We start from the raw sequence: 14622 nt of genomic DNA on the forward strand, positions 1-14622 counted from the left end.
CCGCGGGTTGTTAAATTCACACCCATCAGTTCAATTTGCCAGCGCCTTTGTGCCATAATCTAGTCTCGTTGCATTGCCCAAAAAGAGTCTGCTATGAAAGTGCTTCACTGTTCCGCGCTGTTATTGACCACATTAATGCTGCAAGCCTGTACGACACACAACGCATCACAGCCACCAGCCGTACCGATGGCGAGTTTGGATAAACCCAGTTCAATCAAAGCACAGTCCTTTATTATGCGTGGAGAAGTCGTGGTAGGTCATGAGGCGCAAACCTTTACACCTTGTGGTAGCAATCAACAATATTGGCTAGCACTGACACCACAGCAGACTCAGCAAGCCTTGAGTTTGGCTCGCTCGCCTTATCAGCCTTTGTATGGAGAGCTCATCGGTACTTTATCAGCACCAAGCCGCACAGGCTTCGATGCCGATTCCAGCGCACGTTTCAACGTGACCAGCATCAATATGCTCAGTGCTGAAAATCCTAAACGCTGCAATCAACCACTCAAACCGACACGTGCTTTTGGCAACGAACCATCATGGTCCATCCACTTTGAAGGGAAAAACCTTAACTTTCAAACCATCAGCGGTGAAACTCAAACATTCGCTATCACAAAAAGTCAGCTATCTGAAACTAAGCGTGAGTACCAAATGAATCAAGGTTCGCTGCTCCTCACACAAAAAATGTGCAGTGACGGGATGAGTGACTCGCTGTACGGCTGGAGTTCCACCTTGAAAGTCGGTGAGAAAAGCTATCAGGGGTGTGCCACCTTAGGTAATAGTGATGCGACGCTTCCATGGGTTGGGGATTATCATGCTACTTCGACCCAAAATAGGGATTTCACGATTCGTTTGCAACTGAATGCGGATCATACCGCTAGCACTCATTATGACTACAACGATGGTCAGCCATCGACCGTTGAAAAGGGGTTTTGGCAACCATTAAACCTAAATCAGATCCAAGTTGTCATGACGCGCCACCAGCAACAATATCTGCTTTCTGAACGTATCTTTACTCGCACTGGTTACCAACTGAAAGCAGAAAAAGAGAAGGTGGGCGATGTACTCTACCCTATCGCCAATGGCGGTTTAACGTTATTTTCTGAAAATATCGAGACACCATAAGTGACCAGACCTTGCCCTTGCCCAGTTTGCCATTTTAGCTATCAATGCCTCTGTTCACTGCAACCAACACTGGATAGCCAACTGCGCATTGCACTACTGATGCATGAAAATGAACCGCATCGAGCGACCAATACTGGCAAACTGCTGCTGCGTAGCTTGCCCAATTCCTCAGTGTACATCTGGGACCGAGTCTCTACGGCGAAATCATTACAAAAGAGAATTCTGGATGAGAAGTTAAACGCTGTGGTTATTTTCCCTTCGACGCGCAGTCAATCGCTCACCGAATACCAATCTCTCTCAACGTCTGACACTCAGGAAATCGTGTTTATTATCCTGGATGGGACATGGCAAGAAGCCAAGAAGATGCTCAATAAGAGCCCTTGGTTATCCGATTTACCGCAGCTACACCTCACCCCAAATCAAATCTCTCAGTATGGATTAAGGCGAAATCAAGATGCTGGTCATTTATGCACGTTAGAAGTGGGCGTTGAGCTGCTCAACTCTCTCGGAGAACCAAATAACGCGAGAGAGTTACGCGCGTTTTTCACTTACTATCTCAAGGCTTTTCAAGCGGATAAAAGCGGTCACGCCCTAAAGCTGCAGTAATGAATCCAGTTGATGGATTTCAATATCAGGCAACACTTTGGCCTTACGACTGGCGAGCAAGGTTTGGCCTTGATCGTTATACCAACAGGCTTGAAAACCATTACATTTTGCGCCTTGCACATCGGTTATCAGATGATCACCAACGTGTAAAATCGAGGCTGCAGGTAGCTGTAATGCAGCCTGCGCTTTGTCAAAAAGATCCGGATACGGCTTGGCCAAGCCATCGGGACCCGCTTTAAAAATTTGTTGAAAATAATGCCCCAAGCCAATTTTGTGCGGGTCAACATTGCCGTTGGTAATCGCCACTAACGGCATGCGCTTTGCCAGTTCGGTCATCACGCGGTGCGTCTTCTCTGGCACCGTGATTAAGTGACGTAACCGCAACACTTCTTCAATGGCATTCTGCGCAGCCTGTAAAGCAAGTTGCGGCGAATAGCCTAACTGAATTAAGCCTTGTTCTATCTGCTTAAATCGCCACTGAGTGACATCATGACCGAGCAGTGGCTCTTGCAGCGCCAGTTGCTGTTTAAGTTGCTGCCACCAACTTATCGGACGCGTCGCGGAAAGCGGATGATGAGTGTGCAGCCACACGACCATTTGCTGCTCAACATGACGGATCACTGGATGGTTGTCATACAGCGTGTCGTCCAAATCAAAGCTCATCGCTTTAATGGGGCCGATATTGCGATAAAAGTGCATGCGTTACTCGCTCTGTTTCTTTTTACGTGCTCTTGGGTGCGCTTGGTCATAGGCCTGCGCAAGATGTTGAAAGTCCAAATGAGTATAAATTTGCGTCGTCGAAATATTCTCATGACCCAGCAACTCTTGCACAGCACGTAAATTATTGCTCGATTCAAGCATGTGAGTCGCAAAAGAGTGGCGCAGTTTATGTGGGCTAATATGGCTAGCCACCGCCTGCTTTTGCCCCCACTCGGCCATGCGTTTTTGTACGTTGCGATGCGAAATACGAACACCCAGCTTTGAAACAAACAAGCTTTGCTCATCAGCGTTCGCAAACTGCGTTCGTATTTTCAACCAATGCGCCACCCATTCTTTGGCTTGGCCTGCAAAAGGCACCTTACGTTCTTTATCCCCTTTACCCACCACTCGAATCTCGCCGCGGCTAAAGCTCAGGTCTTTTACGTTAATGCTGACGAGCTCCGCTAAACGCAACCCAGCACCATACATCAATTCCATCATGGCTCGATCGCGCACTGACAGCGGATCATCATCCTTGACTTCGAGTAGTTGCGCGACTTCATCCACATCTAAGTTTTTCGGTAACGGGCGTTTTTTACGCGGTGCTGCAACGCCTTTGGCCGGGTTAGCCGTCAGTTCACCACGCAAGATCAAGAAATCAAAAAAACTGCGCAATGAAGAGAGACGCGTCGCTAAACTGCTGGCTTTCATCCCTTCACGCATCCCTTTGCTCGCCAGCTGTCGCACCCAAGCGGCATCGACTTGTTGCCATTGATTCAGCCCCATCTGCACCAAATGCTGCGCCATGGTTTCCAGCTGTTGTTTGTAATTGCGTTGGGTGTGCAAGCTCAACCCTTTCTCGCTCCGCAGATATTCATAGAAGCGAGTTAAGGGCTGCTGTAAGCCGTTAGGCAGAGGTGTGGCTGATTCGGTCATGCTCAATCGGTTGCCAAGGTAGAGTCTCAATTAAATGAGAGAGAACTAACGCCAAATGACGTAAAAAGAGGGTATCCATACTCGGTTGAAAATGGCCGCCATCTTCACTTGCAAACGCTAACACGCCTTGTGATGAGCGCTTACCTAATGGTAGCACCACATACGAACCCATTTCTGGCGCAGCGGTTTGTTCACCAAATAACGCTTGGCGATCCAACTTTTTCATACGCCCTAAATAAGCATTTTTGCCATTAAAATGGTTAGTTGCAAAACGCTGCCATTGCTCTTGGGTCAATTGATAATCGGTTTCAGGCGAGGCCAGTAAACGAATATACGCTACCAAACCTAAGGTTTGCGCTTTGTTTTCTATTGCCTTACATACTTGCGGCATTGAATGACATTTTAAGATCTGCTCTTGCAGATCCATAAATTCGTGGAAAGTGCGGTCATTATTGGCCGCTAATGACATAAAGGCTGTGATCTCTTCCTCTAACTCCTCAATTCTCTGGCGCTGACGATTCAGTTGTACATGCACCAAAGAGACCGCACCTTGTTGATGGTGCGGCAAGGAGAGCCTGTCAACCAGCTCTGAACGCTGGAGGAAAAAATCTGGGTGATCTCGTAAATATTCAGCCACAACTTCGGCTGTGAGTGCATCCGCTTCAACGTGTGACAAAACGATTCCTTATCTTACTTAACCCTAACAAGAGACTTGACCATCAAACACATGAGTCGCAGGGCCTGTCATATAGAGTGGCTTACCCGGCCCTTGCCAGTGGATCTCTAACGAGCCACCAGGTAAGTGTACTGTCACCTCTTCCGCCAATAACCCTTGAAGAATACCAACGGCAACCGCGCCACACGCACCACTGCCACACGCTTGAGTTTCACCCGCGCCACGTTCATAAACACGTAGCTTCACTTCATTGCGATTCAGCACTTGCATGAAGCCTGCGTTAACACGCTCTGGAAAACGCTCATGAGATTCAAGCAGTGGACCCAAAATTTCAACCTCAGCGGTTGTCACATCCTCCACCACTGTCACCACATGCGGATTGCCCATGCTCACCGCCCCGCAGAACAAGGTTTTCTCTTCAACGCGCATGATGTAGGTTTTCTCTGCCTGTTTGGCTCGAAATGGAATCTTATTAGGCTCAAATTCTGGTATGCCCATGTTGACGGTGATTTGATCATCCTCTTCAACATTTAAAACCATTTTGCCTTTTTTAGTCGTAACTCCAATGCTGTACTTATTGGTCAGCCCTTTCATCCGCACAAAGCGAGCAAAGCAACGTGCGCCGTTGCCACATTGTTCAACTTCGCTGCCATCGGCATTAAAAATACGGTAGTGAAAATCACTTTCCGGATCATACGGCGCTTCAACCACTAATAGCTGATCAAACCCCACGCCAGTATGACGATCCGCCAAGCGGCGGATCAAATCAGGGGAGAAGAAGACGTTTTGTGTAATGCAATCAACGACCATGAAGTCATTACCCAAACCGTGCATTTTAGAAAAATGGAAATGCATAATGCTTCAATTTACTCCGGCAGAATACGCTCTAATGCCCATAGGCTCGATAGTGCTTCACGCTGACGAACAAGGTGGGTTTGTGCACCATCCACCATCACTTCCGCCACGCGAGTACGTGTATTATAGTTCGAAGACATCACAAAACCGTAAGCTCCTGCTGAGCGAACCGCCAGTAGATCTCCCTCATCCAAGACCAATGAACGATCTTTACCCAAGAAGTCACCGGTTTCACAAATAGGCCCAACCAAGTCATAGGTTAGCGCTTCACCTTGGCGCGGCACAACAGGAACAATATCTTGCCAAGCTTGATAAAGCGCTGGACGCATCAAATCGTTCATCGCCGCATCAATAATGGCAAAGTTTTTGTGTTCGGTATGTTTGAGAAACTCTACTTTCGTCAACAACACGCCCGCGTTAGCCGCAATAGCACGTCCCGGTTCAAAAATCAGTTCGAGATCTTGATGGTTACTCAAACGCGCCAACAAGGCTTTGGCATAATCGGAAGGCTGCGGGGGTAACTCATCGCGATACACCACACCTAAACCACCACCAACATCCAAATGTTTAATGGTGATCCCTTCCTCTTTAAGCTGATCAATTAACGCAAGTAAGCGATCGGTTGCATCAATAAAAGGGGCAATAGCGGTCAGTTGAGAGCCAATGTGGCAATCAATACCATGAATGCTGAGATTCTCTAGGCTTTGTGCCAAGCGATAAACATCCAGTGCACGGTCAAAAGCAATACCAAACTTATTGTCACGTAAACCGGTTGAAATATAAGGGTGGGTTTGTGCATCCACATCAGGGTTGATGCGCAGTGAAATCGGTGCTTTGACACCCAGCTCGCCAGCCACTTTATTTAAACGTGCTAATTCAGGCTCTGATTCAACGTTAAAGCATTTAATCTTGAGCTCCAACGCGCGTTTCATTTCCGCTTCCGTTTTACCTACGCCAGAAAATACCACTTTCGCCGGGTCACCACCCGCCACCACCACACGCTCTAGCTCTCCTGCCGAAACAATATCAAAACCTGACCCTAAACGCGCCAACGTGTTTAATACGCCTAAGTTTGAGTTAGCCTTCACCGCATAACACACCAGATGAGGGTGTTCGCCTACCGACTTATCAAAAGCATGCCAGTGACGCTCTAAAGTAGCGCGAGAATAGACATACAAAGGCGTGCCGTATTGCTCAGCCAACTCTATTAATGCGACATTTTCAGCCCAAAGCTGACCATCGTCCTGATAATTGAAGTAATCCAAAATTCGTTTCCTTTAAGCTAAATCAATGACTATGGCTGAGGTTGTTCACTCTGCTCAGGCTCTGCTGGCATGTATAACGGCCCGGTTTGACCACACCCTGCGAGAGCAAGGAGTGACAACATAAAAAGTGCAGCGATTGATTTTTTCATTTTGCATGTCGTGATTATTGAGTCAATGCCCCCTATAATCGCACCACAATCAGGAAAAGCAATAGGATAGACAGGATGAACGATACTGAATTTCACCAACTTGTCGATGAGCAGCTAGAAATCATTGAACAAGCGATAGACAACGCAGGTGCCGACATTGATTACGAAACCTCAGGCAATGTGATGACGTTAGAATTTGATGACCGCAGCCAAATTATTATTAACCGCCAAGAGCCAATGCATGAAATTTGGCTGGCATCAAAGTCAGGCGGTTTCCATTTCAAACTGATCGACCAAAACTGGATTTGTTCAAAAACAGGGCTGGAATTGATTGCGATGGTGAAACAAGAATGTGAAAAACACGCTGGCGAAACGATCGACTGGGTGTAAAGCAACAACGCCAAGTGACAGATGTGTGACTTGGCGCTACCGAACTAAGCGTTGACCGCTTTTGAAGGACGAGAATAGAGCGCAGAATCGTTACGATAAGGGACAATATAGCTTTCCCCTTCTTCTGGGTGGACGATTTGATAATACTGCGGCAGATTGAAGTTAATAAGTTTAGCGGAGAGTGGGTTACCGTCGCGCACTGAGGTATAAAAGCTGTTGACGTTGGTGATCATCTCATCTTTTTCACCGCTGAACTGGTGATAGACTTCAATTTGGTTCGACTCATCCAGCACATAAATGTTGAAACCTTTGTCGGTATCTTCAAAGAAAAACTGCACTAAGCCTTCACTAGCAAAACCATCGACGATTTCCGGCAGTTGATAATCTTGATCGCGATCGAGCATTAACAGCGGTGAACCTTTCAATTTGTTGGTTGAAATACTGCGGTAAAAATCTACCGAGTTTTCCAACTTCTGTACCGAAACCCCTCGCCGCTCAAAAAACAGGCCATACATTTGATCGCCAATGCGTAACGCTTTAAAACGGCGACGTTTCTCTTGCTCTACCGGTTTCAAACGCAAATCGATACATTCCGCCAGCAACTGGTACACCATGTTGCGCATCACGCCACGCAGACTTTTGCTGTAACAAAATACATCGACAGACTCTGGCGGTAGCGCATCTTGGTGCATTTTGCCAAGCACGGTTTTCAACGCGTCGAGCATCGCCGTTTCGCCAGTAAAATGGAGAGTCCGTACTTCATGCCACGAGTTGCGATACACTAAATCGACACTACCGACTAAGCTTTTTTGCTCAGATCCGAAACTGAAAATATCTATATTTTTCAAATCAATTTTGAGCGATTTACCGCTTAATTCCGCGGTAGGATCATTTTCAAAGTTGATGAACATCGCCAGTTGGCTGATTTCACAAGGGCTCGCTAAGGCCTGCATGGTCGGCCGCCGCTTACGCAACGAGAAGGTATTACGCAAATCGCTAACCATTTGATAGAACTTATCAATATCCAACTGTGCGTCACGTACTACTGAATGCAAATGAGTTGATTCCGTGATCAAACCATTAAAGAAGGCCCAAGAGACCAGCTTACTGAGGTATTCATTATGCTCAAGGAAAGGTTGGCCAATCATACGATGGGCAACCAGAGGCTGTTTATACAGATACCAGCCCGCTTTATTGGTTCGCCCTTCTCGAACTTGAATGAACGAGAGATCCGGCTCGTGCAGATCTGGCGAAATTTGTGGATTCAGTAGCGTGACTTTACCCGGCAACACCTCAAACACCGCATACAACTTACGCGCGAGGATTGATATATCTTGTGGGCTAATGGCCGAGGTGATGTCATTACGACGCGCAAACTGGATCAGGTTTCGATAGCTCAGCATCAACGCATCTAACAACGCATGGTGGACAACTTTAACTTGTTCGACTTTCCAATTACGGCGATTGTCTAATTCTTGAACAACAGATTCCGACCAATTCCACTGCTGAATCATGTGGCTTAATGCTTCTCGACGCCATGCCACTGAGCCTAAGCTCGGCTCACGGGATAACTTTTCATGCGTTTTGAGATAAAAACAACGACGCACCAGATCAAGACGGGCAGAATCACCAATGCGTTCAAGGTAACGCGTCACTTTTTCAAGCATCAAATAGTAAGCATCCATACTGTACAAATCAGGTTCATGAGTAAAAAACCGTCGTTTAGTATCAATGCTTAATAATTGCGTGTGTGGGTACTCCCACGAATACGCCTCAAGCAGAATCGCTTTTAACACTGACTTGTAAGGCGAGTCGATGCTTTTATAAAGCTGCCAAAGGTTTGCGCCGAAATACTCTTCAGCAGGAATGCGGTTCAATTTACCAAAATCGATCCATTCACTGCAATTGATGTAATCATTGCTGCACAATTCGTGCACGTATTCGTCGTAGCACTCTTCCATTTCAGGAGGCACAATTTGCCACAGTAAACGCTTGCCTGCCAACCGAACAGCAGAGCGATAGAACTCGTCTAATAGCAGAAGATGTTGCGATGAACCGCAGTTTTCGCCTGTCATCTGCTCAGAATGATTACTGCGAAAACGTAGCTCATCCATCAAGAAAAAGTTAGCTTCCACCCCTTGGCTCTTTGCCCAATCAGTGATCAACAAACATTTGTTGCTTAAGCTTTCCCGCTCATCACAGCTCATACTCGATGCTACACATACCCAAATATCTAAGTCACTCGAGGTGCTTTGACCGATCGACGAGGTACTGCCCATGGTATACAGAGCAAGAATAGCGGGGGTGTCTACTGTCGGTAAGGGTTGACCTAAGGTGAGTTCTGTATCTTCAACCAACTGACGTTGGATGTCGTTAGGCTCAAAACCATAGACACCATAAGGGACTTTTGCATCGTAGTAGCCGGGAATAATCGGGTGATTGAAGTGCAGTAATGCAGGAATGAAATGAAATACACGTTGACTTTGCAAATCCATAAGCGCCAGCGCACGCTCGGTACGTTGCTGGTTGAGATTGTCTAATCGTTGAATTAACGTCTTGGTGTAAGCCTGCAAGGTTGATTCCTTGGTTGAAACATTAACACGCGCTTTGATTATATTTTATTCTAAAGCACCAAAAAAACGTGATCAATCTAACATTTTCTTTCCATTTGGTAAAGCCCTCTCGATGCATATCACACTCAGGCAGAGCATGCCTACAATGCACTCCAACGACCTTAGCTATAGTGTCGTAGCTATTTACACTTTGTCGTAATAGCTCATTATATAAACGAGATATAAATCACACAATTTTGACCAATTTATGCTATCTCTTCATCAATCCTTCACAGCGACGATCTAGTAGTAAACCTTTCATAGCGGGAATGATAGGATTAAACCATCCATTACCTACACTCGGGATTATCATGACTCACGCAACACCCATTCGAATCGCCACACGTAAAAGCCCGCTCGCCCTTTGGCAAGCTTATTATGTTAAAGATGCGCTGCAAGCGGCTCATCCTGGCCTAGAAGTGGAATTAGTGACCATGGTAACCAAAGGCGACGTCATTTTAGATACGCCTTTAGCTAAAGTGGGTGGTAAGGGGCTTTTTGTCAAAGAGTTGGAAGTCGCTATGCTTGAAGGCCGTGCCGATTTAGCAGTGCATTCAATGAAAGATGTTCCCGTCGATTTCCCTCAAGGGCTTGGACTAGTGACAATTTGTGAACGCGAAGATCCACGTGATGCTTTCGTTTCAAACACCTATCAAAGCATTGAACAACTGCCTCAAGGTGCCATCGTCGGCACCTGCAGCCTACGTCGCCAATGCCAACTCAAAGCATATCGACCAGACCTTGTGATTAAAGAATTGCGTGGCAATGTCGGTACTCGTCTTGGAAAACTCGATGCAGGTGAATACGATGCGATTATTCTCGCCGCAGCAGGTTTAAAACGTCTGAAGCTGGAAGATCGCATTCGCAGCATTATTGAACCAGAACAATCGCTTCCTGCAGTAGGGCAAGGTGCAGTCGGGATTGAATGCCGTTTAGATGACGAACGTTTAAGAGCATTACTTGCGCCACTCAACCATTCTGACACGGCTGATCGCGTAAAATGTGAACGAGCCATGAACCTAACATTAGAAGGCGGTTGCCAAGTACCTATCGGTAGCTACGCATTGCTCGATGGTGATCATATTTGGCTAAGAGCATTAGTCGGTGAGCCTGATGGTTCTAAGATTGTACAAGGTGAGATTCGCGGCCACCGCTCCGATGCCGAGCAACTAGGAATCACGCTTGCCCATCAATTGCTCAATGATGGAGCGCGAGATATTCTGTCCAAACTCTACTGCGAGCACGAATAAAGCATGACGGTGTTGGTCACTCGCCCCGAAAATCAAGGGATTGAACTTTGCCAACAATTAGCGGATCTCGGTATCCGCTCCGTTCACCATCCGCTGATTCAGATTAATGCGGGAGCCGATCTCCCGCATTTACTCCCAGAACTTCAGCAATGCGACATTATTATTGCGGTTAGCCAAAACGCGGTGACGTTCAGTCATCAATTTTTGCAAGATCACCGATATTTTTGGCCAAATGACGCCAGATACCTTGCCGTTGGTCAAAAAACCGCACATGTTTTCAGCAAATTAAGCCAACAAAAAGTACACTATCCGCAGATAAGTGACAGTGAACACCTGCTTGCCCTACCGCAGTTGCAATCAATATCGGGCCTTAAGGTGATGATTTTGCGTGGTAATGGCGGACGTGAGCTCATCCACGACAGCTTAATCGAGCGTGGTGCTGATGTGGTATATAAGGAAGTGTATCGACGCGATACGATCACCTTCTGTGCCGCTGAATCGATATCTCTGTGGCAGCAACAGCAAGTCACTCAGTTAGTTGTCACCAGCTCAGGTCAACTCAATTTTATGATGGATCAATTCTCTGATTCACAACGACTCTGGCTGCTAAATTTAGCTCTTTTTGTCCCAAGCGAGCGAATTCGACAAGAGGCGCTGCACATGGGATTTGGGTGCGTCACGAACGTGGGAAGCGCCTCCAATACAGAACTCGCGGCTAGTATTAGCCAATCTAGACAGGACTCTAAGCATGACAAGCAAAAATAATAACCCGCATATTGAACCTGAAAAAGCAGCCACACCTCCTCTGGTTACAGAAAAAGACGCAACGGATAACCTTGATTCACCAAAAAGTTACGTGCAGGATCCCACGTCTCAGCCTAAAGAAAAGAGTGATAAACGAGCAAAGCGCAGCATCAAACTTTCTGTTATTGCAATTAGCCTATCCATCATTTTCAGTGGTGGTATTGCCTATCAAATGCAGCAAAAAGACGCCTTTTACCAAGCCAAAATCAACGTATTGCAGGCTCAATTAACACAAACCCAAAGTCAGCTCGCGGCTGAAATCAATCAAATAAAGCAAGAAACACAAACCAAAGCGGACCAACTCACTCACAAAACTGACGTAGCCTTGAATCAACAGCAAAAAAGTATCGACAGCTTGCAACTGGCGATAGCTGATATCAAAGGCCGCCGTCCCAACGACTGGCTACTAGCAGAAGCAGACTACTTAGTAAAACTGGCAGGACGTAAACTTTTTCTAGAACATGACATCGTCAGCGCGACCAAGCTAATGGAAAGCGCTGATCAGCGCATTGCTGAATTGAATGACCCAAGCTTAGTTCCACTACGCAAAGCCATGGCGCGTGACATTACTCAGCTCAAAATCATCCCATTGATTGATCGTGAAGGGCTAGTGTTACGCTTAACAACCTTACAGCAACAAGTTGACACTCTACCGCTGGCTAATGCCATGTTGCCTGAAACTCAGCAGCAATCAGCACCACAAGTTTCCGAAAATATTAACGACTGGCAAAATAATCTCGTTAGCTCATTGAAAGACTTCTCGGAGAACTTCATTACCTTCCGCACTCGAGACGGTAATGCCATTCCGTTACTGTCACCTGAACAGCACTTCTATCTAAAAGAAAATCTCAAAGCAAAATTAGAAACCGCCATTAAAGCCGTATACGCAGAACAACAAGAAATTTATACAACGGCACTGAACACAGCAGATAAATGGTCAGTCAGCTTCTTTAATTCCGATGATCAGAGTGTGCAGCAGTTTAATCACGCGCTATTGCAGCTCAGTAAACAAAATATACAAGTGCAATATCCAGTTAAATTTGAAACTCAGCACGAACTTGCTGATGTCATCACTGAACGCCTACGCCGTGAAGTCTCTCCAATGAGCGTTACGGAGGATAAGTAATGTTTAGAGTCATCTTTCTTTTTGTAGTATTAGGGACCGGTTTATTTGTCGGAACCCAATATGCTGGCCAGCAAGGTTATGTTCTTATCTCTATAGCTAATAGAACAATAGAGATGAGCGTGACCACCTTAGTGATCTTTGTGATTGCACTCCTCTCTGGATTATTTAGCTTAGAATATCTCCTCAAAAAAGCATTCTACGCCAGTTCAAACACATTAAACTGGTTCAGCGTACGTAAGTTAAAGCGCTCTCGCCGTTATACCAATGAAGGTATCATTAAACTTCTAGAGGGAGACTGGAAGCAGGCAGAAAAGAAAGTCACTTGCTGGGCGAACCACCATGATATGCCGCTGCTCTGCTATCTTGTTGCATCGGAAGCCGCGCAGGGAATGGGCGATAGAGCAAAACGAGATCACTATTTAGATCTCGCCAGTCAACAAAGTAATGCAGGCCTAGCCGTTGAATTAACTCGCGCCAAGCAGCAAGTACGAGAAGGAGAGTTTGATCAGGCGCTAAGCACTTTATCAGCATTACAAGCCACTCATCCGAATAACACCATCGTGCTCAACTTACTCAAGACAACATACGTGCACCTAGAACAGTGGCAACCGCTGCTTGAGCTTTTACCTAAGCTCCAAAAAGCAAAACAGATTAATGCGGACGAGAGCCAACAACTGAACCAAAAAGCACAATGCGGTTTACTAAAAAACGTGGCCCAGCAACAAGGTAGCGAAGGCTTAATCAATCATTGGGACAAGCTCCCAAGGAAAACCAAAAACGACGTCATTTTAACTCAATGCTTCATCGAACAGTTGATCCAACGAAAAGCAGACTCGGAAGCATTTACCGTCATTAAAGAAACATTAAAAAAACACCCAATGCCAGCTCTGTATTCATTATTGGCAGAGCTCAATTTACCAGATAGATACCCAGCAATTTTGTTGTTACAAGAAGCCATTAGTAAGGATAGTGGTAACGCCGAAGCACACAGCGCACTGGCTCAATTGTATATGAGAGAGCAGAAATGGGCGGAGGCGCAAAGCCATTTGGAAAAAGCGTTATCGCTCCGTGCCAATGTATCTGATTACGCTTATCTTGCCGATAGCCTTGAAAAACAAAACTACCCTAAAGCCGCCGCAGAAGTCTCACGTAAGGCACTGACCATGATAGAGCATGTTTAAATGGCAATCTAACTAAGCACCTAAAAATAACCTTATACCAATTAAAGAAAAGTACGATCTCATTAAGGCTATCTAGCTATTGTTAAATATCACGATGGATAGCCTTAATAGCACCGATTTTAAAACGCTGGCGAGCCAACAAAAACCATCCTAATTCTACTATTACCCGCTTGAACACCTGGGATTTCCTGGATAATTTCTTGATCAAAATGCCATTTGACTTAAGGCCGAGCACGGCACAAAACCTCGAACTGTGAAGCCACAGCTATTTGAATATGCGTATTTATTTGGGTCGGCTTGGGTCAGCATGCCCCTAAAAATGAATAGGTGAGGCCGTCGTTATAATGAATGGTGCTGGTAGGTATATAAGTGCAGTTTAGTCATGTTAGTGTCATCACGTTTCCTCCTACTCACCGTGCTAAATCCAATAGAGCAAGTGTGCAGTTAGCTCATGCTAACCAACAAAGTTTTGCGGATCACGACGACATTATGTCTGAGGTGTTCAATGTGTAAATCGATTTTTGGAAAGTACAGATAGGGTGATCAAGATATGTTCGAGAGATTGAATTAAGCTATTAATTTTCCAGATTGGCATGTTGATATAAAACGAAAAAAAACCGCTGTAAAAACAGCGGTTTTTTCTTTAAAAGTGGCGGAGAGATAGGGATTTGAACCCTAGGATAGCTATTAACCATCGCCGGTTTTCAAGACCGGTGCTTTAAACCACTCAGCCATCTCTCCACAAATTGTCACTAAAAATTAGTCTTACTTTGATAATGCTATATTTTTAGTTTTGCTTTCATATTTTTAATGATATGTAAGCGATATTCAAAGCCTGGCGATGTCCTACTCTCACATGGGGAGACCCCACACTACCATCGGCGCTGTTGTGTTTCACTTCTGAGTTCGGCATGGAGTCAGGTGGGTCCACAACGCTATGGTCGCCAAGCA

The 14622-nt window shown here is 45.8% G+C and carries 14 protein-coding genes, 1 tRNA gene and 1 rRNA gene; 7 read left to right on the forward strand and 9 right to left on the reverse strand.

Annotated elements, in window-relative coordinates; all coding sequences use genetic code 11:
* The first annotated feature begins 93 nt into the window (after positions 1-93).
* On the forward strand, positions 94-1122 hold the full coding sequence (locus tag AACV20_RS02180; protein ID WP_170907884.1) for a COG3650 family protein: 1029 nt from the start codon (positions 94-96) through the stop codon (positions 1120-1122).
* Complete coding sequence (locus AACV20_RS02185; RefSeq protein ID WP_017042049.1) at positions 1123-1728, forward strand: tRNA-uridine aminocarboxypropyltransferase; 606 nt, start codon at positions 1123-1125, stop codon at positions 1726-1728.
* On the opposite strand, the gene yigB is transcribed toward AACV20_RS02185, so the two are convergent.
* Genes yigB through lptM form a run of 6 tightly spaced genes read right to left on the reverse strand, consistent with a single transcriptional unit; the run spans position 1714 to position 6308 of the window.
* Positions 1714-2427: a 5-amino-6-(5-phospho-D-ribitylamino)uracil phosphatase YigB gene (yigB, locus tag AACV20_RS02190; protein ID WP_017042048.1), complete on the reverse strand. Its 714-nt coding sequence runs from the start codon at positions 2425-2427 to the stop codon at positions 1714-1716. The two genes, AACV20_RS02185 and yigB, sit on opposite strands and share 15 nt — an antisense overlap.
* Positions 2428-2430: 3 nt before the next feature.
* Complete coding sequence (xerC, locus tag AACV20_RS02195; protein ID WP_010319873.1) at positions 2431-3363, reverse strand: tyrosine recombinase XerC; 933 nt, start codon at positions 3361-3363, stop codon at positions 2431-2433.
* Positions 3335-4039, reverse strand: a complete 705-nt coding sequence (locus AACV20_RS02200) for a DUF484 family protein (RefSeq protein ID WP_019281077.1) — start codon at positions 4037-4039, stop codon at positions 3335-3337. Before AACV20_RS02200 ends, xerC begins: the two co-directional genes overlap by 29 nt.
* Positions 4040-4063: 24 nt before the next feature.
* Positions 4064-4894: a diaminopimelate epimerase gene (gene dapF, locus AACV20_RS02205; RefSeq protein ID WP_010319875.1), complete on the reverse strand. Its 831-nt coding sequence runs from the start codon at positions 4892-4894 to the stop codon at positions 4064-4066.
* Positions 4895-4905: 11 nt separating this feature from the next.
* Positions 4906-6159: a diaminopimelate decarboxylase gene (gene lysA, locus AACV20_RS02210; RefSeq protein ID WP_170907885.1), complete on the reverse strand. Its 1254-nt coding sequence runs from the start codon at positions 6157-6159 to the stop codon at positions 4906-4908.
* A 29-nt stretch (positions 6160-6188) separates the two neighbouring features.
* Positions 6189-6308, reverse strand: coding sequence for an LPS translocon maturation chaperone LptM (gene lptM, locus AACV20_RS17595; protein WP_033197445.1), 120 nt, complete (start codon positions 6306-6308; stop codon positions 6189-6191).
* A 75-nt stretch (positions 6309-6383) separates the two neighbouring features.
* Here lptM and cyaY point away from each other — a divergent pair, with 75 nt between their 5' ends.
* Entirely contained in the window at positions 6384-6698 is a 315-nt protein-coding gene (gene cyaY / locus AACV20_RS02220) for an iron donor protein CyaY (protein WP_017044535.1), read from the forward strand.
* Between the two features lie 44 nt (positions 6699-6742).
* On the opposite strand, the gene AACV20_RS02225 is transcribed toward cyaY, so the two are convergent.
* Positions 6743-9271 carry a class I adenylate cyclase gene (locus tag AACV20_RS02225; protein WP_170907886.1) on the reverse strand — a complete coding sequence of 843 codons (2529 nt, stop codon included), beginning with the start codon at positions 9269-9271 and terminating at the stop codon, positions 6743-6745.
* A 350-nt stretch (positions 9272-9621) separates the two neighbouring features.
* Here AACV20_RS02225 and hemC point away from each other — a divergent pair, with 350 nt between their 5' ends.
* Genes hemC through AACV20_RS02245 form a run of 4 tightly spaced genes read left to right on the forward strand, consistent with a single transcriptional unit; the run spans position 9622 to position 13671 of the window.
* Positions 9622-10560, forward strand: coding sequence for a hydroxymethylbilane synthase (hemC, locus tag AACV20_RS02230; protein WP_026028808.1), 939 nt, complete (start codon positions 9622-9624; stop codon positions 10558-10560).
* A 3-nt stretch (positions 10561-10563) separates the two neighbouring features.
* Positions 10564-11325, forward strand: coding sequence for a uroporphyrinogen-III synthase (locus AACV20_RS02235; RefSeq protein ID WP_170907887.1), 762 nt, complete (start codon positions 10564-10566; stop codon positions 11323-11325).
* Positions 11309-12490, forward strand: a complete 1182-nt coding sequence (locus AACV20_RS02240) for a uroporphyrinogen-III C-methyltransferase (protein ID WP_170907888.1) — start codon at positions 11309-11311, stop codon at positions 12488-12490. Before AACV20_RS02235 ends, AACV20_RS02240 begins: the two co-directional genes overlap by 17 nt.
* Positions 12490-13671, forward strand: coding sequence for a heme biosynthesis protein HemY (locus AACV20_RS02245; RefSeq protein ID WP_170907889.1), 1182 nt, complete (start codon positions 12490-12492; stop codon positions 13669-13671). The genes AACV20_RS02240 and AACV20_RS02245 overlap by 1 nt, the downstream gene beginning before the upstream one ends.
* A 650-nt stretch (positions 13672-14321) precedes the next feature.
* Here the strand turns inward: AACV20_RS02245 and AACV20_RS02250 are convergent.
* Positions 14322-14412 (reverse strand) — tRNA-Ser (locus AACV20_RS02250).
* Between the two features lie 92 nt (positions 14413-14504).
* A 5S ribosomal RNA gene (gene rrf / locus AACV20_RS02255) occupies positions 14505-14620 on the reverse strand.
* Positions 14621-14622: the final 2 nt, after the last annotated feature.

It is taken from the genome of Vibrio sp. B4-6, from assembly GCF_963888245.1.
GTDB lineage: Bacteria > Pseudomonadota > Gammaproteobacteria > Enterobacterales > Vibrionaceae > Vibrio > Vibrio anguillarum.